Here is a 23,262-nt window from a genome sequence, read left to right on the forward strand (position 1 = left end):
GCACGCGAATTCTATCCGGCCGATCGACCGCCGGGGCAGCGGGGCGACAATCTCCAACAATCGAACACAATTGCGCACAGATTCGCCGCACATTCAGGACAGTCTCGGCGCGGGGCGGCACCTAGACTGCGGGCTTCGTCACTTTTATCTCAATATTGTGCGCCCATTACTTCGCCGTTACCGCTATTGCATGCCGCTCGCCGGCCTGACCCTCGCCGCCGCCGCCCACGCGGAAAACCAGTATTCGTTGTCGCTCGGCGGCGGGTTCGCACCGCGCTACCAGGGCAGCAAACAGTATCGCGGCGTGGTTGCGCCGTCGTTTTCCGCGAAGTTCGGCAATGGCTTCTTCGTCGACAGCACGGAGGGTGCCGGCTACCGGCTGGACCTGCCGCACGGGGCGTTCGTGTCGGCGGCGGTGAGCTACGACGCGGGCCGCGCGGACGAGAACCGCTTCGACCTGCCGGGCTCCGACTACCTGAAGGGAATGGGGCGGATTCCGGGCTCGGTGCTGGTCGGCGTGCGTGCCGGCGTGACGCTCTTCGATGCGGCGGAGCTGAGCGTCACGATCGATACCCCCGTGACGCATACGTCGCGCGGCGTGTCGGGGCACGTGGATCTCGCGGTGCCGGTGCTCAAGACGTCGCAGCACGAGATCATCGTGACGGGCACCGTGCACGCGGGCTCGGGACGCTACATGCAGACCTTCTACGGCGTGACCGACGCACAGTCGATGACGAGCCGGTTCCGGCCGTATTCGGTGAGCGGCGGGATCGACAGCGCATCGATGGCGGTCGCGTGGAACTGGACGCTGTCGCGGCACTGGTCGGTGCTCGCGACCGGCGGCGTGACGCGGCTGCTCGGCCGCGCCGGCGACAGCCCGATCGTGCAGTCGCGCAGCAACTACTACGGCATCGCGGGCGTGACGTACAAGTTCTGAACGGATTGCGGGGGCGCGAACCGCGTGCGGTAACATGCGCTCGGGTTCGGCGTCAGGCCGGGCTTGCGACGCGGGTGCGCCGGAGCGGCGCGGCCGGCTCGCGAAAGGCAGCCATGCGCTGGCCGGCTCCGTCAGGAAACGGCCGGCAGCGTGCGGAATCGATCACGCATGCGATGCCCGGTCGTGCACGAGTGCCGCACATGGACCGCCGGGCCCGCGACAGGGAGAAACCGATGAAGAACACGATCGCGATGCTCGTTGCACTCGTTGCGAGTGCAACTTTTGCAGGATGTGCGGACATGGACACGAAACACCCCAACGCCACCGCGGGCGGCGCGGCCAGGCCCCCTCTGCAGTCGGGCGCCGCGCAGGCATGCAAGGCGGACGCCGCACCGGACGATGCGCTGGTCGGCAAGACCGAGGCCGATGCGACCGCGCTGCTCGACGGCTGCCTGTGGCGCGTGCTCGAGCGCGACGGCAAGTCGTTGCCGGGCACGATGGACTACCGCGAGGAGCGCCGCAATCTCGGCATTCGCGACGGCAAGGTGATCTGGGTGCGGCGCGGGTGAGGGCCGTGTGACGATTGCGTCACCGGAATCGTCGACGTCGCGCGATCTGCGCGGGTATGTCATGAAGCCCGGCGCGTCGGAACTGCCGCTGACCGCACGGAAATGATCGCCGCGATGCGCGTGCGATCGGACGCGCGTTACTTCGAGATGTACCACAGCGCGTCCGCGCTGGCGCGCGACGGCTGAGCGGCCGCGGCCGGTGCTTGAGCCGGCGCGAGTGGCGGCGTGTTCGACGTGATGGCCGTCGGCAGCGTGGCAGGAATATTCGCGGTCGAAGGCGAGGCCGCCGCCGTTCCCGACGTGGACGGCGTATTCACGTACCACAGCGCATCGGCCGAGGCGGTGCGTTTCGCTGCCGTATTGGCTGCCGTGTTCGTCGCGGCATTCGCTGCCGCACCGGCCGGCTTCCTCGATGGCGGGGCCGATGCGCCGGCCGTCGCCGTGCCGGCCGTCCCGGCCTGCGCGGTCATGCCTGCGGCCGCCGCACTGCGCTGCGCGCGCGCTTCGAACGGCCCGAGCTGGAAGATCAACGTTTGCGCGGGACGCGTCACGACGGCATAGGGAAACTGCAGCTCCCACGACATCAGCACGCGCCCGGCCGACGTCTCGGTGAAGATCGCCGGCACGTGCTTCATGTCGCTGAACTGCACGTAGACGCGCGCACCGTCGTCGAACACCTGGGTCGGCTTGGCCTGATCGGCGCCGGTGACCGTCCATCCGAAATTGTACGTACCGGCCGGGCCGGCGGGGCCCCCCTGCGGCGGCGCCGGCGGCGAGGCCGGCGAGATCGTCCGTGCGCGCGTGACGGGCGGCGCCGACACGCTCAGGCTCGCGAACGGGTTGTACGTCTGCGCCTGTTGCGGCGGCGTGAAGGAGGGTGGAAGGATGGGCATGGGAGTATCCGGCGAATCCGGCATGGTCCGGATTGCATCATAGACCTTGCGCGCATAGGCGAGGCGCTTGTCGGGCGACGCGGAGTTGTACGCGCCGATCGCGTTCCAGTTGGGGCCGAGCTGGCGGATGTTCTGCGACAGGATCCACGCACCGACGTACGCGTTCGTGCACGCATCGAACAGGCTTTCCCGTGTGATGCCTTCGCGGGCGAGCGTCGGCAGCCACGTGCTGTTGATCTGCATCAGCCCGATGTCGACCGTGCCGTTGGTATTCGTGTTGACGGCGTTCGGATTCATCCCCGATTCGACTTGCGCGATGCCGCGCATCAGGGCGACGCTCACGTGCTGGAACGCGGCCGCGTCGTCCAGGCAATCTGCCCGCGCGACGCCGCAGAGCGCGCACGCGAGCGCGATCGTCGAGGCGAAGGGCAGCGAGTGGCGGCCGAACAGGCGAGTGGTATGACGCGGCATGGCAGGATGGGGCGGAATCCGGGCGCCCGGTGCAAGGAAATTACGCAGACGCGAAGTGTGCCATAGCAGCCGGGCAAATGGCTCGCGTCAAACTTTCCTTTGCATTTATCCGCGCGTTCGACGCGCATTTGTATCGCGCCGGATCAGGGTCCGAGGCGTTGCAGGATCGGTAAGAATGGCCGGCATTGGCGCGAATGCCGATGCAATGGCGGCGACCGGAACCTGACGTATTACGTCATTCGCCGGGTGAAACCGGCAATCAAGCGAGCGAAAGAGAAAATCGCGCGCCAGCCGTTCGTGGCGCAAAAGGAAGCGGCAAAAAATCGGCGGCCGAAGCCGCCGTATGTGCAATGCGGGAGTCGACCGGCCACGTGGAGCGCAGTCGGCCGTCTCCGGGTATCGCGATTCGCGATCAGAAGCGGTGACGCAGGCCGAGGTTGACCATCGTCTGCGAGCTCGTGCCCGCATAACCGTACGAGCCGATCGATGCCTGCGCGGCCATCGAGCCGCCGTTGCCGTCGCCGGTCTGGCCGCTTGCGTGCTGATACGCGGCGGTCAGGTAGACGTCGGTGCGCTTCGACAGGCTGTAGTCGGCGCCGGCCGATACCTGGTGATAGGTCGCCGACGTGTCGCCGCCCGAGCGCGTGTAGCTGTAGCCGACACCGACGAGCAGCGCGTTCGTCGCCTGGTAGTTCACGAAGCCTTGCCCCGTGTTGTAGTGCTCGTTCGAGCCGAACACCGAGCTCGCGTCGCGGCGGTATTGCGCATTGCTGTAGCCGACGCCGAACGTGAACGGGCCGGCGACGTACTGGCCCGCGATGCGCGCGATGCCGAACGAGTGCGCGCTGGCATAGCCGCTGTTGATCGGGCCGTCGAACGTGCCGTCCGACGAGCTGGTCCAGCCGTTGCGCACGCCGTTTGACGCGGGGCTGTTGGTCGCGTGGAAGTAGCCGCCGGCGACGCTGAACGGCCCGTTGTTGTACGACACGGCGGCCGAGTACGACTGCGCGGCGCCGGTGCTGCCGGCGATCCCGCCGAACGAATACATCGCCGCGAACTGCAGGCCCGAATAGACGGCCGACGTGTACTTCACCGCGTTGTCGACGCGGAAGCTGTTGTCGTAGTTGTCGACGTCGCCCGGCGTCGCGAACGCGCTGCCCAGGTAGTTGTCGGCGGTGATGCCCTGCACGAGGTCGACGAGCGGGTCGTACTGGCGGCCGAACGTGAGCGTGCCGTAGCGGTCGCTCGTCAGGCCGACGAAGGCCTGACGGCCGAACAGGCGGCCGCCCTGGCCCTGCCGGCCGTTGCTCGGGTCGAAGCCGTTTTCCAGCTGGAACAGTGCCTTCAGCCCGCCGCCGAGATCCTCGGTGCCTTTCACGCCCCAGCGGCTGCCGGCGAGGTTACCCGCGCTGCTGTTGCCGAGCATCCACGCGTTGTCCTTGCCCTGTGCGTGATTCACATAGGTGATCGACGTGTCGATCACGCCATACAGCGTGACGCTCGATTGCGCATGCGCGACGGGCATCGCCGCGAACGACGCGAGCGAAATCAGCGAGAGGGTCGTGCGTTTCATGTCATCTCCTTGGCGCATTGGTGGGGGTTCGTGATCCGGAATGGCAGGAGACTACAGAGCCGCGATAAAACGGCAAAAATGAAATTCTCCGTTGTGGCCTGATGCCGACAGGCGCATTCCCGGAAATTCATTTTTGAGGGATTTGAATTATTGATCGTTGCGTATCAATGGGTTTCTGTTTCGCGTTTTTTTCAGCGCGGTTTGCATGGGGCGTGATAATTCGGCGCGATTTTCGCGTGAATTCCCGCAATCTCAATATTGTTATCGATCCGTCAAATCATTATTTAACGAATCGAATTGGCCGGGCTGGAACGAGTGTGATAACCGCATGCGGTCCGCCATCCGCGGGGCGACACTCACGCGGCTTCGCCATCCTCCGCTTCGCGTCAGCGTCGCCACCGGCGCACCGAAACCGAGGTCGCTATCTTACTTTTGTATATAATAATCATTCTCATTTACAGAATCGTTGACGCTCGCGCACCCGGAACCCGGCCATGTCCGCTGACAAGCTGTCCCTCCATCGAGAAATCGACGCCCTCTATGTCGGCCACCACGCGTGGCTGCGCGGCTGGCTGAGCCGGAAGCTCGGTTGCGCACACCGCGCGGCCGACCTGGCGCACGACACGTTCGTGCGCCTGCTCGCACGCGACGAGCCGATCGGCGCCGACGAGCCGCGTGCGTTCCTGACCACGGTCGCGCAGCGTGTGCTGAGCAACCACTGGCGGCGCGAGCAGATCGAGCGCGCGTATCTCGACGTGCTCGCGCAGCGCCCGGAAGCGGTTGGGCCGTCGCCGGAAGAGCGGGCCGTCATGGTCGAGACGCTGCTCGAGATCGACCGGCTGCTCGACGGCCTGCCGCCCGCGGCGAAGCGTGCGTTCCTGCTCGCACAGCTCGACGGGCTCACGCAGGTCGAGATCGCGCGCCAGCTCGGCGTGTCGCTCGCGACGGTGAAGCGCTATCTCGTGAAGGCCGGCACGCAGTGCTTCTTCGCGATGGCGGCCTGACCGATGGCCGCCCCGGGAGCGCCGGCGGTGCCGCCGCACGTCGCCCGTCGCGCAGTCGAGTGGTGGGTCGACCGGCAGTCCGGCCGCACGGACGACGCGTTCACCGCCGCGCTCGCGCGCTGGCGCGCGGAAGATCCGGCGCACGACGCGGCGTGGCGTCACATCGAAGCGATGCAGGGCCGGTTCGGCCGGCTGGCGGCCGGGCTCGACGCGCAGGCCGCACAGGCCGCGCTGCTGCCGAAGCGGGCCGGCCGCCGCACGGCCGTGAAGACGCTGGCCGTGCTGCTGTTCGCGGGCGGCGCCGCATGGATGGCCGAGCCTTCGCGGCGCGCGACGATCTGGCCGGCGGACCTACGCACGGCGGTCGGGGAGCGGCGCACGGTGACGCTTGCGGATGGCACGGTCGTCGTGCTCGATACCGACACGGCGCTCGACGTGCGCTTCGACGATATGGCGCGGCGCCTGCGCTTGCTGCGCGGCACGATCATGATCACCAGCGGTCACGACGATCGTCTGCCCGCGCGGCCGCTCGTCGTCGCGACCGCGCAGGGCGAGCTGCGACCGCTCGGCACGCGCTTCGCGGTGCGGCAGCGCGACGGCGCGACACGCGTCGAGGTGTTCGCCGGCGCCGTCCAGGTGCAGCCGGTCGATGCGTCGGCCGGCTCGCGCGTGATCGCGGCCGGGACGGGCGCGGATTTCACGCGCGACGCGATCGGGGCGCCTGCGCCGCTCGATCCCTATGCGTCCGCGTGGACGAGCGGCATGCTCGTCGCGTCGCGCATGCGGCTGGCCGATCTCGTTGCCGAGCTCGACCGCTATCGCCGGGGCAACCTGCGCTGCGATCCGGCCGTGGCCGACCTGCGCGTGTCGGGCACCTATCCGCTCGACGATCCGCAGCGCGTGCTCGATACGCTGATGGCGATGCTGCCGATCGACGTCCATTACCTGACGCGTTACTGGGCGACCGTCGTGCCGGCCTATTCGACCCATTCGTGAGCGCGCCGAAAAATTTTTTCGCCGACCTGAGCTGTTTCTCGATCTTCGCGTGACATGGGTAATGAAAGCAGCCCTAGCCCATCGTCCACCGACTCTCCGATCATGGCTTCCATCCGTCTCACGTATCAGCGCCGTCCGGCGCCCGCCCGTCATCTGCCGCGCGCGTCGCGCCCGGCCGCGTCGGGCCGTCTTGCCCGCCGGCTGGCGGGTGCCGTCCTGCTGTCGGCACTGCTGCCGCTGCCCGCGCTGGCCGACACCGACGCCGATGCGGCGCCCGCCACGCAGCGCGCGTCGCGTCGGGCGTTCGACATTCCGGCCGGCCCGCTCGAAGCGGCGCTGAACCGGTTCGGCCGCGACGCGGGCATCCTGCTCGCATTTCCGCCCGAGTTGACGGCCGGTCTCGCGAGCGGCGGCGTGCACGGCCGGTTCGACGTCGACGGCGCGTTCGACCGCCTGCTGGCCGGCACGGGGCTCGTCGCGCTGCGCCAGCCGGGCGGTGGCTACACGCTGATGCGCGCCGATGGCTCGGCGGCCGGCCCTGTGGCGGCCGGCGTCGCGCCAGCCGCCGAGTTGCCGACGATCGACGTGCGCTCCAGCGCCTTGCGCGCCGAAAGCTATCGCGCGCCGAAGGAAGCGGGCGTGCTGCGCTCCGACATTCCGCTGCTCGACACCGCGCAGGCCGTCAACATCGTGCCCGCGCAGGTGCTGCGCGACCAGCGGCCGCGCAATCTCGACGATGCGCTCGGCAACGTGAGCGGCATCACGCAGGGCAACACGCTCGCGGGCACGCAGGACACGATCATGAAGCGCGGCTTCGGCGGCAACCGCGACGGCTCGATCATGCAGAACGGCATGCCGCTCGTGCAGGGCCGCGCGTTCAACGCGGCGACCGACAGCGTCGAGGTGCTGAAGGGGCCGACGTCGTTGCTGTACGGGCTGATGGACCCGGGCGGCGTCGTCAACGTCGTCACCAAGCAGCCGCAGCTCGTGCGCTACAACGTGATCTCGCTCGGCGCGTCGACGTTCGGGCACGGCAAGAACGGCGGCAGCGCGACGTTCGACTCGACCGGGCCGGTCGGCGATTCGCGGCTCGCGTACCGGCTGATCGTCGACCAGTCGAACGAACAGTACTGGCGCAACTTCGGCGAGTACCGGCAGACCTTCGTCGCGCCGTCGCTCGCGTGGTACGGCCGCGATACGCAGGTCGCGGTGTCGTACCAGTACCGCAAGTTCCATTCGCCGTTCGATCGCGGCACCGCGCTCGACCCGCGCACCAATGCGCCGCTCGACATCCCCGCACGGCGGCGCATCGACGAGCCGTTCAACAACATGGACGGCGAATCGCAGCTCGCGCAACTGAGCGTCGATCACCAGTTCAACGCGGACTGGAGCGCGCATTTCGGCTACAGCTACAACCGCGAGACCTACGACGCGAACCAGTTGCGCACGACCGGCGTCGACCCTGTGAAGGGCACGATGACGCGCAGCAACGATGCGACGCACGGCTCGCTCAGCACCGACAGCTACGGGATCGGCTACGTGACCGGCAAGCTGACGCTCGCGGGGATGCGGCACGACGTGCAGGTCGGCTTCGATACCGAATACCGCCGCATCTATCGCAAGGACCTGCTGCGTCAGGCGGTGAAGACGCCGTTCAGTTATATCGATCCGGTGTACGGGCTGCTGCCGCCGTCGAGCACGGTGTCCGCGAGCGACAGCGACCAGACCGACACGCTGCACGATGCATCCGCGTTCTTCCAGGATACGGTCCACCTGACCGACAAGTGGATCGTGTCGGGCGGCCTCCGCTACATCACGTACAACCAGGTGGCGGGGCGCGGCCGGCCGTTCGTCGCGAACACCGATCTCAGCGGCTCGAAGTGGCTGCCGCGCGCGGGCGTCGTCTACAAGTGGACCGATGCGTTCTCGCTGTACGGCAGCTATTCGCAGTCGCTGAAGCCGTCGTCGTCGATCGCGCCGATGACGGGCTACATCATCGACGGCGCGACGCCGCCCGAGGAAGCGACCGCATGGGAAGTGGGCGGCAAGCTCGGCTTGGCCGGCGGGATGACCGGCACGCTCGCGCTGTTCAACATCGACAAGAAGAACGTGCTCGTGTCGCAGTACAACGACGCGACGAAGCTGACCGACTGGCGCACGTCGGGCAAGGCGCGCTCGCGCGGCGTCGAGCTCGACGTCTCCGGCAAGCTCGGCGAGCGCGTGAACGTGATCGCGAGCTACGCGTACATCGACGCGAAGACGACCGAGGACCCGCTGTACGCGGGCAACCAGCTGTGGAACGTCGCGCGTCACACCGCGTCGCTCGCGGCCGTCTACGACTTCGGCACGGTGGCGGGCGGCGACGATCTGCGTATCGGCGCGGACGTGCGTTACGTCGGCGCGCGGCCCGGCGATTCGGCGAACAGCTTCACGCTGCCGTCGTACGTGCTCGCCGACGCGTTCGCGACCTACGACACGCGGATCGGCAAGCAGAAGCTGTCGTTCCAGCTCAACGTGAAGAACCTGTTCAACCGCACGTACTACCCGTCGAGCGCGAACCGCTACTTCGTCGCGGTCGGCGACGCGCGCCAGGTGTCGCTGCTGACCACGCTGCAGTTCTGACCATGCAATCGCCGCGCGGCCTTTGTGTCGGCGCGCGGCTTCGGAGAGGAATCCAGATGAATCTGAAGATGAAGAGCGGTGCGCGCCGCCGCCTGTTGCGCGCGATCGCGGGTTCGGCGCTCGCGTTGTTCGCGGTTGTTGGCGCCGGTGTCTCGGCGTCCGCGTTCGCCGCCGATGCGTCGCCGGCCGTCACGCGCGTCGCGATGCTCGTGCAACTGCACGGCCCGAACCTGAAGGTGGACGAACGCATCGGCCAGCATCTCGGCGAACGCGGCTACGCGGTGCGCCTGATCGACGAGTCGGCCACGCCTGAGGCGGCGCGCGACGCGGATCTCGTCGTGATCTCGTCGACGGTATCGTCGAAGAACGTGCGGCCCGGCTGGCGCATGCTCGACAAGCCGCTCGTGACCTGGGAAAACGACCTGCTCGACGATCTCGCGATGACGGGCAAGCGGCACGACGTCGACTTCGGCGAAACGGGCAAGGAGCGCTACCTGTGGCTCGTCAACGCGCCGCATCCGATCGCGGCCGGGCTGCCGGCCGGCGCGACGAACGCGTACGGCAAGCAGGCGCCGATGAGCTGGGGCAAGCCGGGGCTCGGCGCGATCACGATCGCGACCGTCTACGGTCAACCCGACAAGGCCGCGATCTTCGCGTATGAGAAGGGCGCGACGATGGACTACGAAACGCTCGCGCCGGCGCGCCGCGTGATGTTCTTCCTCGACAACGACACGTTCACGAACCTGTCGCCGGCCGGTGTCGCGCTGTTCGACGCAGCGGTGGACTGGGCGGCCGGGCGGCGCTGAGCCGCCACGCGCCGATCACGCGGCCGGCGGCGGTGAACGCCGCCGCGATGCTGCCTCGATCAGTTGCGCCAGCGCTTGCGCGGGCTCCGACATCGTGCGCCGCGCGCGATGCACGAGCCCGATGTCGCGGTGGAACGTGTGATGCCCGAGGTCGATCGCGCGCACGCCAGCCGGCCAGCGACGATACGCGGCGGTCTGCGGCACGATCGCGACGCCGACGCCGTTCTGGACCAGCTTGACGATCGCGTCGAGCTCGTCGAGTTCGCAGGTGTCGCGCACCGCGATGTGCATCTTGCGCAGGAAGCGGTCGACCTGCCGGCCGCCGAACGACGCGCGGTCGTAGCGCACGAACGGCGCGTTCGCGAGCAGCGCAGCCCAGTCCTTGCCTTTCACGCCGCGCGGCACGATCAGCCGGAACGGCTCCCGCGCGAGCGTCGTCCAGTGCAGGTCGCTCTGCAGCGCGAACGGCGGCCGGATGATCGCGGCCATGTCGATCTCGCCCGCGTCGACCCGGTTGACCAGCTCGATCGACAGCCCCGGGATCACGCGCGTGCGGCACGCGGGTTGGCGGCGATGGAAATCGGCCAGCGCGGCCGGCAGCAGCGCGCTCTGCACCGACGCGATCGCGCCGATCGTCACGCGCACGGCGGCCGGCGAGCCGGGCGCGGTCGAGCTCAGGTTCTCGTACAGGCCGATCAGCGCCTGCGCCTGGTCGAGCACGTGATGGCCGCGCTCGTTGAGCCGCGCCGAACGCCCTTGCCGGTCGAACAGCGCGAAGCCGAGCTCGGCCTCGAGGCGCTGCATCTGCGCGCTCACGGCCGCCTGCGTGAGCCCGATACGATTGCCGGCGGCGGCAAAGGTGCCTTCCCGGGCGACGGCGACGAGGGTTTTCAGTTCGCGGATCATTCATCGATTCCATTTGTGAATCGCAAAACTATATATTGATTTAATTTTTGCTCGGCGTTGTCTACCATGATGCCGTTCTCGCGTCACGCGAGCGTTTCTTCACGAGGCCATCATGAGTCTTTCCCCGTTTCACCTGGCGATTCCGGTCTACGACCTGCCGGCCGCGCGCGATTTCTACGGCCGCGTGTTCGGGCTGGAAGAGGGGCGCTCGAGCGCGCAGTGGGTCGATTTCAACTTTTACGGGCATCAGCTCGTGATCCACGAGCATCCGAAAACCGCATCGGAGGAAGGCGCGCATACGAATGCGGTCGACGGCCACGACGTGCCGGTGCCGCATTTCGGGATCGTGCTCGACTGGGCGAGCTGGGAAGCGCTGGCCGAGCGGCTGCGCGGGTTCGGCGTGACCTTCGTGATCGAGCCGTACGTGCGGTTTCAGGGGCAGGTCGGCGAACAGGCGACGATGTTCCTGTTCGATCCGTGCGGCAATGCGCTCGAATTCAAGGCGTTCCGCGACATCGGCCAGCTGTTCGCGAAGTGACTGGCCGCGGCGCCAGCGCCGATCGACATTGGGTGCGAGAATGCGGCCTTCGGCCCGGCCGCGCGCAGTTGCGGCGACCGGCGCCGCGCCGCACGGCATCCGTCCGTGCGCGCCGTTTTCCAAGGAACCCGTATGGACAGTCACATCGCGCCGGTGGCGCTGAACAAGGCCTACCGTCTCCTCAATCACGGCCCGACCGTGCTCGTATCGGCCCGCCACGACGGCGTCGACAACGTGATGGCCGCCGCCTGGGCGTGCGCGCTCGACTTCCTGCCGCCGAAGCTGACGGTCGTGCTCGACAAATCCGCGAAGACGCGCGAACTCGTCGAGCGCAGCGGCACGTTCGTGATCCAGGTGCCGACGGCCGCGCAACTGCAGCTCACGCATGCGGTCGGCAGCTACAGCCTCGCGGAGCGCCCCGACAAGCTGCGCGAAGCGGGCGTCACGCTGTTCGACGTCGACGGCCACGACCTGCCGTTCGTCGCCGGCTGCTCGGGCTGGCTCGCGTGCAGGCTGATTCCCGAGCCGCACAACCAGCAGACCTACGACCTGTTCATCGGCGAGGTGGTCGCCGCGTGGTCCGACACGCGCGTGTTCCGCGACGGCCACTGGTATTTCGAATCGGCCGATCCCGCGCTGCGCAGCCTGCACTACATCGCGGGCGGCAATTTCTATGCGATCGGCGAATCGCTCCATGTCGACGTCGATCCGGACGCGCAGTAAGCGTCGGACGGTCGGCCATTCCTCACCAGAGCGCGCGTCATGCGCGCTTTTTCAATTCCGCCAGCATGAGGTCGGCGAACGCCTGCGCGACGCGCGGCAGCGTGCGCCCGCGCTTCGCGACGAGCGCGATCGGCCGCACGAACGCGGGATCGTCGATCGGCTTCACGACGAGATCGGGCTCGGCGCGCACCTCGCGCGCGGTCGCGGGCAGGATCGTCACGCCGAGGCCGCCGCGCACCATCGCGACCGCCGTCATCATGTAGGTCGGTTCGCACGCGATGTCGGGCGTGCAGCCGGCCGCTTCCAGCGCGGCATCGACGACGCTGCGCACACTCGTGCCTTGCGCGGTGAGCACGAGCGGCACGCCGGCGACGTCGGCGGTGCCGACACGGCGCTTGCGCGCGAGCGGATGATCCTTCGGGCACACGGCGACGAGCTGGTCGGCGCCCGCATACAGCACTTCCAGCGACGCATCGAACGTATCGCCGCCGGTCAGCCCGAGATCGGCATCCTCGTTGCGCACGAGCGTGGTGACGAGGCTCGCGACGCCGTCGCGGATCTCGAAGCCCGCGCGCGGCACGTCGCGCCGGAACGACTGGATCAGCTCCGGCAGCACGCTCGACGCGAAGGTCGGCAGGCACGCGAGCCGCACCGTGCCGCTCGCGCCTTCGCCGAGCGCGCGCGCATCGCGCAGCACGCGTTCCATGTCGTCGAGCGAGCGCTGCAACAGCGGCAGCAACTCGCGGCCGGTCTGCGTGAGCGCGACGCTGCGGCTGTTGCGGTCGAACAGGCGCGCGCCGACGATGTCCTCGAGCCGGCGAATCTGCACGGTCAGCGCCGGCTGCGACAGATGCAGCCGCGCGGCCGCACGCGTGAAGTTGCCGGCGTGCGCGACGGTGACGAACGCGCGAATGTCGCGAAGATTCAGATCCATAACGATTCATGATTGCTGCGATCAAATCATTTCAATTGTGCTATCGCTGCGCTGACCTTACGCTCGTCTCCAACAAAAGACAAGGTAGGAGACACGGATGCTGCCGTTACTCGGGCTGGGCACGATCGTCGTGCTGCTGGCCGCGATTCTGTCGAAGCGGATGTCGCCGCTCGTCGCGCTGATCATCGTGCCGATCGCCGCGTCGCTGCTCGGCGGCTTCGGGTTGCACACCAGCAAGTTCGTCATCGACGGGCTGAAGGGGCTCGCGCCCGTCGTCGGGATGTTCGTGTTCGCGATCCTCTATTTCGGGACGATCACCGACGCCGGCACGCTCGACCCGATCATCGACCGGATCTTGCGCGCGGTCGGCACGCGGCCGACGCGCATCGTGATGGGCACGACGCTGCTCGCGCTGCTGATTCACCTCGACGGCTCGGGCGCCGTGTGCTTTCTCGTGACGATTCCCGCGGTGCTGCCGCTGTACGACCGGCTGAAGATGGACCGCCGCGTGCTGGCCGCCGCCGTGTCGATGGCCGCGGGCATCAACTTCCTGCCGTGGACGGGCCCGATGATCCGGGCGTCGGCCTCGCTGCACCTGCCGGTGTCGGCGCTGTTCAATCCGCTGATTCCGGTGCAGGCGATCGGGCTCGTGTTCGTGTTCGGCGTCGCGTACTGGCTTGGGCGGCGCGAGGAGAAGCGGCTCGGCCTGTCGCGCGACGATGCGTCGATTCCGCTGCCGAAACGCGAGCTGACGCCTGACGAGCAGGCGCTGCGCAGGCCGCACCTGTTCTGGTTCAACCTCGTGCTGACGCTCTTCGTGCTCGGCACGATGGTCGTGATGGGCGAGAAGATCCCGCCCGCGATCATGTTCATGGTCGGGCTGTGCATCGCGCTAATGGTGAATTACCCCGACGTCGACATGCAGAGAAAGCGCGTCGACGCGCATGCGCGTGCCGCGCTGATGATGGCCGGCATCCTGCTCGCGGCCGGCGTGTTCACCGGGATCATGCAGGGCAGCGGGATGCTGAAGGCGATGGCGCAGGCGGCGGTCGGCTTCGTGCCGCCGTCGATGGCCGGCCACATACCGGTGGCGCTCGGCCTCGCGTCGATGCCGCTCAGCATGCTGTTCGATCCCGATTCGTTCTACTTCGGCGTGCTGCCCGTGATCGCCGAAGTGGCCGGCCAACTGGGCGTGCCGGCCGTGCAGGTCGGGCAGGCGGCGCTGCTCGGCCAGATGACGACGGGCTTTCCGGTCAGCCCGCTCACACCGGCGACGTTCCTCGTCGTCGGGCTGTGCGGGATCGAACTGGCCGAGCACCAGAAGTTCACGTTTCCGCTGCTGTTCGGCGCGTCGATCGTGATGACGATCGCGTGCGTCGTGCTCGGCGTGTTTTGATTTTTGTCGGCGATGCGCTCGCCGGATGACGGTACGGACATGACAGCAAAGCAACCTGAACGGCGCGTGCGCATCGGTGCGGGCGCCGGCTACTCGGGCGACCGGATCGAGCCCGCGGTCGAACTGGCCGAACACGGGCAACTCGACTACCTGGTCTTCGAATGCCTGGCCGAGCGCACGATCGCGATCGCGCAGCAGGCGCGCCGCAACGATCCGGCGCTCGGCTACGATCCGCTGCTCGACGCGCGGATGCAGGCGGTGCTGCCGGTCGCGGCGGTAAAGCGCGTGCGCATCGTGTCGAACATGGGCGCGGCGAATCCGCGCGCGGCCGCACGGCGTACCGCGCAGATCGCGCAATCGCTCGGCATCGCGGGGCTGAAGGTCGCGGCGGTCGAAGGCGACGACGTGCTCGACGTCGTGCTGCGCGGCGCGTTCCGTTTCGAGGAATCGGGCGACGACGTCGCCGCGTATCGCGACCGCATCGTGTCCGCGAACGCGTATCTCGGCGCCGCGCCGATCGTCGACGCGCTCGCGGCCGGCGCGGACGTCGTGCTGACCGGGCGCGTCGCCGATCCGTCGCTGTTCGCCGCGCCGCTGATCCATGCGTTCGGCTGGCGGATGGACGACTGGGACACGCTGGGCGCTGCGACCGTCGTCGGCCATCTGCTCGAATGCGCGGGGCAGGTGACGGGCGGCTATTTCGCCGATCCCGGCTACAAGGACGTGCCGAATCTCGCGCGGCTCGGCTTTCCGATCGGCGAGGTCGCGGCCGACGGCTCGGTCGTGATCACGAAGGTGCCGCACGCGGGCGGCCGCGTGAGCGCGGCGACCTGCAAGGAACAGCTGCTCTACGAGATTCACGACCCGGCGCGGTATCTGCAGCCCGACGTCGTGGCCGATTTCACGCGCGTGACGGTTGCCGAGGAGGCGGCCGATCGCGTGCGCGTGACGGGCGGGCGCGGCACCGCGCGGCCCGATACGCTGAAGGCGTCGGTGGCTTACGTCGACGGCTGGATCGGCGAAGGCCAGATTTCGTACGGCGGCCCGGGCGCGCTCGCGCGTGCACGTCTGGCACTCGACATCGTTCGCGAGCGGCTCGCGCTGACCGGCGTCGCGGCGAGCGAGCTGCGCTTCGACCTGATCGGCGTCGATGCGCTGTATGGCGACGCGACGCCGGCCGTGCGCGGTGAGCCGAGTGAAGTCCGCGTGCGGGTGGCCGGACGCGCGACGAACGCCGCCGAAGCCGCGCGGATCGGCAACGAAGTCGAGACGCTCTATACGAACGGGCCGGCCGGCGGCGGCGGCGCGTTCAAGTCGACACGCGAGGTGATCGCGGTGCAGTCGGTGCTGCTGCCGCGCGCGGCCGTGACGCCGTCGTTTTCATTCGTGGAGGCCTGATGCAACTGCGTGAACTCGCGCATGCGCGCACCGGCGACAAGGGCAATACGCTGAACGTGTCGGTCATCTGCCACGATCCGCGTCATTACGACCATCTGTGCATGCATCTGGATGCGGCAACGGTGAAGGCGCGACTCGCGGGCATCGTGCACGGCGACGTCGTGCGCCACGAATTGCCGGCGCTCGGTGCGTTCAACTTCGTGCTGCGCGATGCGCTCGGCGGCGGCGTCACGCGCTCGCTCGCGCTCGATGCGCACGGCAAGGCGGTCAGTTCGGCGTTGCTGGCGATCGAGGTGCCGGATCCGGTGTGACGGCGTGACCGTGTGCATAGTCAACCGGGCGCGCGTTCACACTCACATTCGGACTCACGGGATCAGCAGTTCGCGATGCCCGTCCGCGTGCGCGATGCGCTCGCCGGCGACGTGCAGGTGCTGATCCCGACGATAGTCGAGGATCGTGCAGCAGGTTGTCGTGCGTGTCGCCGTCGCGGTCGGCAAGCTGGACGATGTCGCGCTTCAGGTTCATCGCCGGTGTCGGTGGATGTGGCTCGTCGCGCCTGCGTGTACGCTACGGCCTCGCGGGTCGATTCCCGCGCGTACCGAACGGAGCCTGGAGTGAAGAACGAGATCGTAACGCCGACCGGCGCGAAGGGCGGGGCCGGACGGCGAAGCCGGTGCGCGGCCATCGCGGTGCGCGTCGCGCTCGCGTGTGTCGGCTCGCTGGCCGTGCAGGTCGCCGCCGCCGCGCCGGCGTCGTCGTGCAACGAACGACTGACGGCACTGATCGTGCCTGCACTGCCGCAGACCGCGTTCGCCCGGCGCGACATCCATGCCGCCGTGGAGGAGCGCAACGGCGACGTTTACCGGATCCGCCTGTTCACGAGCCCCGACCATCCGGGCACGCCGAATCGCGAAGCGACGGTCGGCTGGGTGACGCTCGATACGCGCGCGATGCAAGCGCTCGACGTCACGCGCGATCCTGATCGGCCGGACGTGCTCAGGATCGACCGGCGCGCGCTGTCGCATTTCGTGGCGACGTGCGCGGTATCGGCGACGCCGGTACAGAGTGCCGTCGATTGCGATGCGCTGAACCGCCGTGCGCAGGCGCAAGGCGATTACGTGATGGGCAGCGACGCCGGGCGCGTCGTCATCGGCAACGGGCGGCTACCGTTCTTTTCCGCACCGGACGACGCATGCGGGATCGATGGGCTCTTCATCGTCGAGCACGACCACGTCGATGCGCGGACCGAGTACGGCCGCTTCACGTCGATCGTCTACCTGAATCCGCGCACACGCGGCATCGCCGAAGGGTGGGTGCGCACCGCGCGGCTGAAGCCGGACGGCACCGGCATCGCGCCCCGGCAACCTTGATCCGTTGAGTCTGCAACAATTCGCCACATATCAATCCGAACTGATCTCGTCATGGCCCTCCAGAACCGGAACCGCCGTCTTAAGCCGCTCGCCGCCCTTGGCGCACTCACGGCGCTCGCCGCGCTGTCGCCCGTTCATGCCGCCGAGCCGGCCCAGCCCGACCGTCAACTGAAAACCTTCATCCACGGCACATACGGCGACTGGCGTGCGGACCGCAAGGGCTGGCAGGCGGACGAGGGCGATTTCATCCATTCGCCGTGCGGCGTGCTGCGCGTGGCGACCGCGGATGGCCCGCGCACGCTGCTCGCGATGTGCGGCGAGACGGAGGCAGCGGTGCAGAACGGGATGCCGGGTATGGATTCGGACGCGACACCGGGCGCGATCGACCTGTACGTGCTGCAGCCTTCGCCGGACGGCAGGACGCTCGAACCGATCGCGAAGAAAACGGAGATCGCATCGGGCGAGCGAGGCGAACCGGGCACGGTGCGCATCGAGCGGCTCGGGCCGCACCTGTTCGGGTTCGTGATCGGCGAAAGCGACACGCGGCAGGGCTACACGCAACGCTTTCGTTCGATCTGGCTGCCATACGGCAATTCTCTGGTGCATGCGGCGGCGCGCATCGACGAGGCGCTCGACAATGCCGAGTCGACGGAATGCGCGCATGTTCGCGCGCGCTGCGAGGAACGTCGCTTCGAGATCGCGCCGGACACGACCGGCACGGGCGACGTCTATCCGCTGATGGTCACGGAAACCGGTACGCGCGGCGACAAGGCGATCCACGCACGCTACACGGTGAAGTTCGACGCCGCGCGCGGCCGCTACGTCGTGCCGAAGGCGCTGCGCGACGGGTACTGATCCGTGGCGCGGGAACGGGCGGCATTGCGCCGCCTGCGCATCACACGTACAGGTAGCGCACCAGGTGGAAGAACACCGGTGCGGCGAAGCAGATCGAATCGACGCGATCGAGCATCCCGCCGTGGCCGGCGATCATCGAGCCCCAGTCCTTCGTGCCGAGCGAGCGCTTGACGGCCGACAGCACGAGCCCGCCGACGAAGCCAGCGATCACGATCGCGAGCGAGATCCCGAACGCCGCGCCGAAGCTGAACGGCGTCACGCGATACAGCGACGCGCCGCACAGCGTGGCCAGCAGGCCGCCGCCGACGAAGCCCTCGATCGTCTTCGACGGCGACAGCTGCGGCGCGATCTTGCGGCGTCCGAACAGCTTGCCGACCACGTATTGCAGCACGTCGCTGATCTGCACGACGAACAGGAAGAAGAACAGCAGCAGTGCGTTCTGCCCGGCGTAGCGCGGAATGTCGAGGATCAGCACGGCCGGCGCGTGGCTCAGCCCGTACACGCACACCATCAGCGCCCAGTTGATCTTCGCGTTGCGGCTCAGGAAGTCGCGCGTGTCCTGCGTGAGCGCCGACACGAGCGACATCGCGAAGAACAGGTGCACGGGCACGAAGATCGAATACATCCCGTACCAGTTGATGCCGAGCAGCAGGTATTGAACGGGGATCGCGATGAAGAACGCGATGAAGAGCGTCGTATGGTCGCTCGCGGTGGTCGGCGTGAGCGTGATGAATTCGCGCAGCGTCAGGTACGACAGCAGCGCGAACACCAGGTACGTGACGTTGTTGCCGAGGCCGATCGCGACGGCCATGATCGCGATCATGGCCCACCACGCGCGGATGCGCTGATTCAGGTTGACGATGGTCGCGCTGGTGCCGCCGCTGCGCGCGCCGAGGATCGCGCCGATCACGGTCGCAACGACGAGCACGCCCGTGACGCCCGCGACCAGTTCCCAGAAGAGGGTTCGCATGGTTGGTATCCGGAAAAGGGAAAGGGGGCGCGCCGCGTTCAGCCGGCCGGCCGTTGCGGCGGCGCGAGCGCGATGACCGCGTCGCGCATGCGGGCGAGGAACGTCGGCTTGTCTTCCTGAACGCCGAGCGCGTCGTTCGCACCGAAATGCACCTTGCAGATCAGCGGCACGGGCCAGATCGCGCCCTTCGGCATGATGCGCTGCAGGTTCTCGAGGTAGACGGGCGCGAGCGCGACGTCCGGGAACTCGGTCGCGAGATGGAACAGCCCGCTCTTGAACGGCTGCGGCAACACGTCGGCGCCGCGCGTGCCTTCCGGGAAGATGATGATCGAGTGGCCCTGTCGCAGCGCGTCGCGCACCGGCTCCAGCGGGTCGCCGCCGTTTTCGCGATGACGGTCGATCAGCACGACGTTCAGCAGCTTCTGCGCGATGTGGCGCTTCAGGTCGCTGCTGTCCCAGTAGTCGCGCGCGGCGACCGGCCGCACGACCGCGCGCACGTCGCGCGGCAGTGCGGCGAGGATCGCGAGCGTGTCGATGTGGCTCGTGTGGTTCGAGAAATAGATCTTCTGCGTCGGGGACGGCGGCGCCTGATGCCAGACCGGATACGCGCCGGCGACGAGCCGCACGATGGACAGCAGGAAGTCGCGCTGCCAGACGTTGAGGATGTTCATCGGCGTGTGGCCTCCTGCGTGCATGCCCGGCCCGCTGCGCATGCGCGGCGGGCGGAACCCCGGAATGCCGGCGCGGCAGGATGCGCGCCGGACGGCTCTTGTTTAAATTTTTTCAAATTCGTGGCTGCCTGTCGCAGGTCCGCGATAATCGGACGATTCGCCGTCGCACGCTGTCGCGTCGCGGCGAATGCGCCGGTCGGCGGCGTGATAATTGGCTGTTGCACGAGTGCCCGTCTGCAGTTCGAATGGATCTCGCTGCGATCGGGCCAGCGGATTATCGCGAGTTTCGCCGAAAAACGCCAGATTGGCGCCGCGCGGGCGGGCCGGCCCGCAGGCTTGACGCATCGAGGCCGCTCGGCGACGATGAGGGCCGTTCAATCCAGGCCGACGCAGGCCGTTTCGCCGCCCGGGGCATGGCGGCGGGAAACGTATCCGGCCAGGCCGCACGAATAAAACGAATACGAAACGATGAGCCTCTACGCACTCAAACCCAAATTCCAGAATCGTCTGCGCCCGTTCGCGGATTCGCTCGCCGAACGCGGCGTCACGGCCAACCAGGTCACGCTGTTCGCGGCAGGCGGCTCGATCGTCGTCGGCGCGCTCGCCGGGCTCGGCGTGTTCGCCCGCGCGCTGTTCCTGCTGATCCCGCTGTGGCTGTTCGCGCGGATGGCGCTCAACGCGATCGACGGGATGCTCGCGCGCGAGCACGGGCAGAAGAGCACGCTCGGCGCCTACCTGAACGAGCTGGGCGACATCGTGTCCGACGTCGCGCTCGTGCTGCCGTTCCTCGCCATTCCCGCGTTCGCTCCGGCGGACGTCTGGCTGTTCGCGCTGACGGCGGTGATCGTCGAATGCGCGGGGCTGATCGGCCCGCTCGTCGGTGCGACGCGCCGCTACGACGGCCCGTTCGGCAAAAGCGACCGGGCGCTGGCCCTCGGCGCGTTCGCACTGTGGATCGGCTTCGGTCTGCCGGTGGGCAGCGTCGGCGCCTGGCTGTGGCGGCTGCTGATCGTGCTGTCGATCGTGACGGTGGTGCGGCGCGTCCGGGCCGGGATCACCGAAGCGGGCGGCTGACGGGCCGGGCGCCGGAGGGCGGCGCCACACGATACGTATAACGAAACGAGAGAGATCGCATGAGCGCACGCACGGCCCGCGAGGCCGACTTCATCACGCACGACGGCGAAACGCTGTTCTATCGTCACTGGCCCGCGACGGGCGCACGCTGCCGCGGCGCCATCGTGCTGCTGCATCGCGGGCACGAACACTCGGCGCGCGTCGCGCACCTCGTCGACGAGCTCGACCTGCCGGATTTCGCGTTTTTTGCGTGGGACGCACGCGGCCACGGCCGCTCGCCGGGCGCGCGTGGCTACAGCCCGAGCGCGGCCGCGTCGGTGCGCGACCTGCAGACCTTCGTCGAGCATATCCGCGACACGCACGGCATCGCGATCGAGGAGATGGCGGTAGTCGGCCAGAGCGTCGGCGCGGTGCTCGCGGCGACCTGGGTACACGACTACGCGCCGCCGATCCGCGCGCTCGTGGTCGCGTCGCCGGCGTTCCACATCAAGCTCTACGTGCCGTTCGCGCGGCCGGGGCTGCGGCTGATGCACAAGCTGCGCGGGCTGTTCTACGTGAACAGCTACGTGAAGCCGAAATTCCTCACGCACGATCCCGAGCGGATCGCGAGCTACGCGTCCGATCCGCTGATCACGCGGCCGATCGCGGTCAACATGCTGCTCGACCTGCACGATACCGCGCAGCGCATCGTCGCCGACGCGGCCGCGATCACCGTGCCGACGCTGTTGCTGATCTCGGGCGCCGACTGGGTCGTGCATCGCGGCCCGCAGGACCGCTTCTTCGAGCGGCTCGGCGCGGCGCGCAAGGAGCGCATCGTGCTGCCGGGCTTCTATCACGACACGCTCGGCGAGCGCGACCGCGCGCAGGCGCTCGCGCCGCTGCGGGCGTTCGTGCTGCGCGAGTTCGATGCGCCGAGCCCGCGCGTGTCGCTCGCCGATGCCGACCGGCGCGGCGCGTTCCATGACGAATACGCGGCGCTCTCCCGGCCGCCGGCGAACGTGTTCGCACGGGCGTACTGGGCGCTCACGCGCGCCGGCCTGAAAGCCGGCGGCGCGCTGTCGGACGGCATCGCGCTCGGGTTGCGGCTCGGCTTCGATTCGGGCTCGACGCTCGACTACGTGTACCGCAACCGCGCGCAGGGGCGGCTGGGCATCGGCGCGCTGATCGACCGCACGTATCTCGATTCGCCGGGCTGGGTCGGCATCCGCCAGCGCAAGGTGCATCTGCAGGAGCTGATCGGCGCGGCGATCGGCCGGCTGCGCGGGAACGGCACGCCGGTGCGGATCGTCGACATCGCCGCCGGCCACGGGCGCTACGTGCTCGATGCGATCGCGCTGGCCGCCGAGCGCGATGGCGCGGCGCCCGACGACATCACGCTGCGCGACTACAGTCCGCCGAACGTCGAGGCCGGGCGCGTGCTGATCGCGCAGCGCGGCCTCGAGCCGATCGCGCGCTTCGAGCGCGGCGACGCGTTCGACGAGGCGTCGCTCGCGACGCTCGAGCCGCGGCCGACGCTGGCGATCGTGTCGGGCCTGTACGAGCTGTTCGGCGAGAACGCGCTGATCGAGCGCTCGCTGCGCGGGCTCGCGCAGGCCGTACCGCCGGGCGGCTATCTCGTCTATACGGGGCAGCCGTGGCATCCGCAGCTCGAATTCATCGCGCGTGCGCTGAACAACCATCGCGGCGAGTCGACCTGGGTGATGCGTCGCCGTTCGCAGGCCGAAATGGACGAACTCGTCGCGCGGGCGGGGTTCCGCAAGCTCGACCAGCGGATCGACGAGATGGGCATCTTCACGGTCAGCCTCGCGCAGCGGGTCGATGCGTCATGAGCGTGTTCGGCGGCGGCGCGGGCGCGGAGGCGAGTGACGGGCTGGCCGAACCGGCGGCCGGCGCGCGCGACGCGTCGTTCGTGCTGCGCCTGGGCTGGCTCGCGGCGATGGGCGCCGTGTTCTTCTCGACGTACGGCTTCGCGAACTGGCTCGCCGCGCGCCGCGCCGCGGTGCCGACCTTCGCGTTCGGCTGGGAGCATGCGATCCCGTTCGTGCCGTGGACGATCGTGCCGTACTGGTCGATCGACCTGCTGTATGCGTTGTCGTTCTTCTTCTGGACGCGCCGCGACGATCTGCTCGATCACGTGAAGCGGCTGCTGACCGTGCAGCTGGTGTCGGTTGCGTGCTTCATCGCGTGGCCGCTGCGCTTCGGCTTCGAGCGGCCCGACGCGGGCGGCATGGCCGGTGCGCTGTTCACGCTGCTGATGGGTTTCGACAAGCCGTTCAACCAGGCGCCGTCGCTGCATATCGGCTTGCTGGTCGTGCTGTGGGCCGTCTATGCGAAGCACCTGCGCGGCACGGTCGCGCGCGTCGTGCTGCATCTGTGGTTCGCGGCGATCGGTGTGTCGGTGCTGACGACTTACCAGCATCACACGATCGACGTGCCGACCGGGGCGGCCGTCGGCTGTCTCGCGCTGTTCCTGTTTCCGCTGCGCGATGCCGCGGGCCGGCTGCCGGGCGCCGATGCGTCGCCGTCCGCGGCCGGTCGCGCGCTCGCGCGCCGCTA

General features: G+C 68.4%; 23 protein-coding genes and 1 pseudogene. 16 read left to right on the forward strand and 8 right to left on the reverse strand.

The genetic code is table 11. The annotated features are described in order from the left end of the window. The first annotated feature begins 190 nt into the window (after positions 1-190). On the forward strand, positions 191-937 hold the full coding sequence (locus tag JMF86_RS06355; RefSeq protein WP_011694253.1) for a MipA/OmpV family protein: 747 nt from the start codon (positions 191-193) through the stop codon (positions 935-937). A gap of 233 nt (positions 938-1,170) precedes the next feature. Continuing rightward, positions 1,171-1,506 (forward strand): hypothetical protein, encoded by a 336-nt coding sequence (locus JMF86_RS06360; protein ID WP_011694254.1) that lies wholly within the window; start codon positions 1,171-1,173, stop codon positions 1,504-1,506. 137 nt (positions 1,507-1,643) lie between these two features. On the opposite strand, the gene JMF86_RS06365 is transcribed toward JMF86_RS06360, so the two are convergent. After that, complete coding sequence (locus JMF86_RS06365) at positions 1,644-2,870, reverse strand: transglycosylase SLT domain-containing protein (RefSeq protein WP_011694255.1); 1,227 nt, start codon at positions 2,868-2,870, stop codon at positions 1,644-1,646. Between the two features lie 412 nt (positions 2,871-3,282). After that, positions 3,283-4,443 carry a porin gene (locus tag JMF86_RS06370; RefSeq protein ID WP_011545139.1) on the reverse strand — a complete coding sequence of 387 codons (1,161 nt, stop codon included), beginning with the start codon at positions 4,441-4,443 and terminating at the stop codon, positions 3,283-3,285. Positions 4,444-4,937: 494 nt separating this feature from the next. Between JMF86_RS06370 and JMF86_RS06375 the strand changes: the two genes are divergently transcribed. From JMF86_RS06375 to JMF86_RS06390, 4 genes are read left to right on the forward strand one after another with little or no spacing between them, the layout of a single operon-like run. Next, entirely contained in the window at positions 4,938-5,447 is a 510-nt protein-coding gene (locus JMF86_RS06375; RefSeq protein ID WP_011545141.1) for a sigma-70 family RNA polymerase sigma factor, read from the forward strand. 3 nt (positions 5,448-5,450) lie between these two features. Next, positions 5,451-6,443, forward strand: coding sequence for a FecR domain-containing protein (locus JMF86_RS06380; RefSeq protein WP_054927601.1), 993 nt, complete (start codon positions 5,451-5,453; stop codon positions 6,441-6,443). Positions 6,444-6,497: 54 nt separating this feature from the next. Continuing rightward, positions 6,498-9,065: a TonB-dependent receptor gene (locus JMF86_RS06385; RefSeq protein WP_011545143.1), complete on the forward strand. Its 2,568-nt coding sequence runs from the start codon at positions 6,498-6,500 to the stop codon at positions 9,063-9,065. A gap of 56 nt (positions 9,066-9,121) precedes the next feature. Then, positions 9,122-9,871, forward strand: a complete 750-nt coding sequence (locus JMF86_RS06390; protein ID WP_041489187.1) for a hypothetical protein — start codon at positions 9,122-9,124, stop codon at positions 9,869-9,871. Between the two features lie 15 nt (positions 9,872-9,886). On the opposite strand, the gene JMF86_RS06395 is transcribed toward JMF86_RS06390, so the two are convergent. Beyond that, positions 9,887-10,777, reverse strand: a complete 891-nt coding sequence (locus JMF86_RS06395) for a LysR family transcriptional regulator (RefSeq protein WP_201316816.1) — start codon at positions 10,775-10,777, stop codon at positions 9,887-9,889. A 112-nt stretch (positions 10,778-10,889) separates the two neighbouring features. On the opposite strand from JMF86_RS06395, the gene JMF86_RS06400 reads away from it, so the two are divergent. Beyond that, on the forward strand, positions 10,890-11,315 hold the full coding sequence (locus JMF86_RS06400; protein ID WP_011545146.1) for a VOC family protein: 426 nt from the start codon (positions 10,890-10,892) through the stop codon (positions 11,313-11,315). A 132-nt stretch (positions 11,316-11,447) separates the two neighbouring features. Then, entirely contained in the window at positions 11,448-12,038 is a 591-nt protein-coding gene (locus JMF86_RS06405; protein ID WP_011545147.1) for a flavin reductase family protein, read from the forward strand. A 37-nt stretch (positions 12,039-12,075) separates the two neighbouring features. Here JMF86_RS06405 and JMF86_RS06410 read toward each other — a convergent pair whose 3' ends face one another. Then, positions 12,076-12,972, reverse strand: a complete 897-nt coding sequence (locus JMF86_RS06410; RefSeq protein WP_011545148.1) for a LysR family transcriptional regulator — start codon at positions 12,970-12,972, stop codon at positions 12,076-12,078. A 97-nt stretch (positions 12,973-13,069) separates the two neighbouring features. On the opposite strand from JMF86_RS06410, the gene JMF86_RS06415 reads away from it, so the two are divergent. The 3 genes from JMF86_RS06415 to JMF86_RS06425 are packed head-to-tail and all read left to right on the forward strand — an operon-like array spanning position 13,070 to position 16,077. Continuing rightward, on the forward strand, positions 13,070-14,368 hold the full coding sequence (locus tag JMF86_RS06415; RefSeq protein WP_011545149.1) for a CitMHS family transporter: 1,299 nt from the start codon (positions 13,070-13,072) through the stop codon (positions 14,366-14,368). A 39-nt stretch (positions 14,369-14,407) separates the two neighbouring features. Next, a complete protein-coding gene (locus tag JMF86_RS06420) occupies positions 14,408-15,766 on the forward strand; it encodes an acyclic terpene utilization AtuA family protein (RefSeq protein WP_041489296.1) in 1,359 nt (452 codons plus the stop codon). Then, positions 15,766-16,077: a hypothetical protein gene (locus tag JMF86_RS06425; protein ID WP_011545151.1), complete on the forward strand. Its 312-nt coding sequence runs from the start codon at positions 15,766-15,768 to the stop codon at positions 16,075-16,077. Before JMF86_RS06420 ends, JMF86_RS06425 begins: the two co-directional genes overlap by 1 nt. A gap of 54 nt (positions 16,078-16,131) precedes the next feature. On the opposite strand, the gene JMF86_RS35265 is transcribed toward JMF86_RS06425, so the two are convergent. Then, complete coding sequence (locus tag JMF86_RS35265; protein WP_023475552.1) at positions 16,132-16,263, reverse strand: hypothetical protein; 132 nt, start codon at positions 16,261-16,263, stop codon at positions 16,132-16,134. A 117-nt stretch (positions 16,264-16,380) separates the two neighbouring features. On the opposite strand from JMF86_RS35265, the gene JMF86_RS06435 reads away from it, so the two are divergent. Together JMF86_RS06435 and JMF86_RS06440 are read left to right on the forward strand one after the other, a co-directional pair. Further along, a complete protein-coding gene (locus JMF86_RS06435) occupies positions 16,381-17,136 on the forward strand; it encodes a hypothetical protein (RefSeq protein WP_226292133.1) in 756 nt (251 codons plus the stop codon). Between the two features lie 51 nt (positions 17,137-17,187). After that, complete coding sequence (locus JMF86_RS06440) at positions 17,188-17,991, forward strand: hypothetical protein (RefSeq protein ID WP_011545153.1); 804 nt, start codon at positions 17,188-17,190, stop codon at positions 17,989-17,991. A gap of 40 nt (positions 17,992-18,031) precedes the next feature. On the opposite strand, the gene JMF86_RS06445 is transcribed toward JMF86_RS06440, so the two are convergent. The 3 genes from JMF86_RS06445 to JMF86_RS34990 form a co-directional block, all read right to left on the reverse strand. After that, positions 18,032-18,961: a phosphatidate cytidylyltransferase gene (locus tag JMF86_RS06445; RefSeq protein WP_012328300.1), complete on the reverse strand. Its 930-nt coding sequence runs from the start codon at positions 18,959-18,961 to the stop codon at positions 18,032-18,034. A gap of 38 nt (positions 18,962-18,999) precedes the next feature. Continuing rightward, complete coding sequence (locus JMF86_RS06450; protein ID WP_011545155.1) at positions 19,000-19,632, reverse strand: lysophospholipid acyltransferase family protein; 633 nt, start codon at positions 19,630-19,632, stop codon at positions 19,000-19,002. A 102-nt stretch (positions 19,633-19,734) separates the two neighbouring features. Next, entirely contained in the window at positions 19,735-19,977 is a 243-nt protein-coding gene (locus JMF86_RS34990) for a hypothetical protein (protein WP_226292131.1), read from the reverse strand. Positions 19,978-20,100: 123 nt separating this feature from the next. On the opposite strand from JMF86_RS34990, the gene JMF86_RS06460 reads away from it, so the two are divergent. The 3 genes and pseudogenes from JMF86_RS06460 to JMF86_RS06470 form a co-directional block, all read left to right on the forward strand. Further along, positions 20,101-20,706, forward strand: coding sequence for a CDP-alcohol phosphatidyltransferase family protein (locus JMF86_RS06460; RefSeq protein ID WP_011545156.1), 606 nt, complete (start codon positions 20,101-20,103; stop codon positions 20,704-20,706). Between the two features lie 59 nt (positions 20,707-20,765). Further along, positions 20,766-22,535 (forward strand): bifunctional alpha/beta hydrolase/class I SAM-dependent methyltransferase, encoded by a 1,770-nt coding sequence (locus JMF86_RS06465; protein ID WP_011545157.1) that lies wholly within the window; start codon positions 20,766-20,768, stop codon positions 22,533-22,535. Beyond that, positions 22,532-23,262 (forward strand): annotated as a pseudogene (locus tag JMF86_RS06470) (serine/threonine protein phosphatase); the annotation flags it as partial. The gene JMF86_RS06465 and the pseudogene JMF86_RS06470, both read left to right, overlap by 4 nt.

The organism is Burkholderia sp. E168m15 (assembly GCF_016586105.1).
GTDB classification, from domain to species: Bacteria; Pseudomonadota; Gammaproteobacteria; order Burkholderiales; family Burkholderiaceae; genus Burkholderia; species Burkholderia orbicola.

Coding starts and splice junctions, on each gene's coding strand:
- JMF86_RS06355 (WP_011694253.1), top strand. CDS start 191: ATGCCGCTCGCCGGCCTGACCCTCGCCGCCGCCGCCCACGCGGAAAAC.
- JMF86_RS06360 (WP_011694254.1), top strand. CDS start 1,171: ATGAAGAACACGATCGCGATGCTCGTTGCACTCGTTGCGAGTGCAACT.
- JMF86_RS06365 (WP_011694255.1), bottom strand. CDS start 2,870: ATGCCGCGTCATACCACTCGCCTGTTCGGCCGCCACTCGCTGCCCTTC.
- JMF86_RS06370 (WP_011545139.1), bottom strand. CDS start 4,443: ATGAAACGCACGACCCTCTCGCTGATTTCGCTCGCGTCGTTCGCGGCG.
- JMF86_RS06375 (WP_011545141.1), top strand. CDS start 4,938: ATGTCCGCTGACAAGCTGTCCCTCCATCGAGAAATCGACGCCCTCTAT.
- JMF86_RS06380 (WP_054927601.1), top strand. CDS start 5,451: ATGGCCGCCCCGGGAGCGCCGGCGGTGCCGCCGCACGTCGCCCGTCGC.
- JMF86_RS06385 (WP_011545143.1), top strand. CDS start 6,498: ATGGGTAATGAAAGCAGCCCTAGCCCATCGTCCACCGACTCTCCGATC.
- JMF86_RS06390 (WP_041489187.1), top strand. CDS start 9,122: ATGAATCTGAAGATGAAGAGCGGTGCGCGCCGCCGCCTGTTGCGCGCG.
- JMF86_RS06395 (WP_201316816.1), bottom strand. CDS start 10,777: ATGATCCGCGAACTGAAAACCCTCGTCGCCGTCGCCCGGGAAGGCACC.
- JMF86_RS06400 (WP_011545146.1), top strand. CDS start 10,890: ATGAGTCTTTCCCCGTTTCACCTGGCGATTCCGGTCTACGACCTGCCG.
- JMF86_RS06405 (WP_011545147.1), top strand. CDS start 11,448: ATGGACAGTCACATCGCGCCGGTGGCGCTGAACAAGGCCTACCGTCTC.
- JMF86_RS06410 (WP_011545148.1), bottom strand. CDS start 12,972: ATGGATCTGAATCTTCGCGACATTCGCGCGTTCGTCACCGTCGCGCAC.
- JMF86_RS06415 (WP_011545149.1), top strand. CDS start 13,070: ATGCTGCCGTTACTCGGGCTGGGCACGATCGTCGTGCTGCTGGCCGCG.
- JMF86_RS06420 (WP_041489296.1), top strand. CDS start 14,408: ATGACAGCAAAGCAACCTGAACGGCGCGTGCGCATCGGTGCGGGCGCC.
- JMF86_RS06425 (WP_011545151.1), top strand. CDS start 15,766: ATGCAACTGCGTGAACTCGCGCATGCGCGCACCGGCGACAAGGGCAAT.
- JMF86_RS06440 (WP_011545153.1), top strand. CDS start 17,188: ATGGCCCTCCAGAACCGGAACCGCCGTCTTAAGCCGCTCGCCGCCCTT.
- JMF86_RS06445 (WP_012328300.1), bottom strand. CDS start 18,961: ATGCGAACCCTCTTCTGGGAACTGGTCGCGGGCGTCACGGGCGTGCTC.
- JMF86_RS06450 (WP_011545155.1), bottom strand. CDS start 19,632: ATGAACATCCTCAACGTCTGGCAGCGCGACTTCCTGCTGTCCATCGTG.
- JMF86_RS34990 (WP_226292131.1), bottom strand. CDS start 19,977: ATGCGTCAAGCCTGCGGGCCGGCCCGCCCGCGCGGCGCCAATCTGGCG.
- JMF86_RS06460 (WP_011545156.1), top strand. CDS start 20,101: ATGAGCCTCTACGCACTCAAACCCAAATTCCAGAATCGTCTGCGCCCG.
- JMF86_RS06465 (WP_011545157.1), top strand. CDS start 20,766: ATGAGCGCACGCACGGCCCGCGAGGCCGACTTCATCACGCACGACGGC.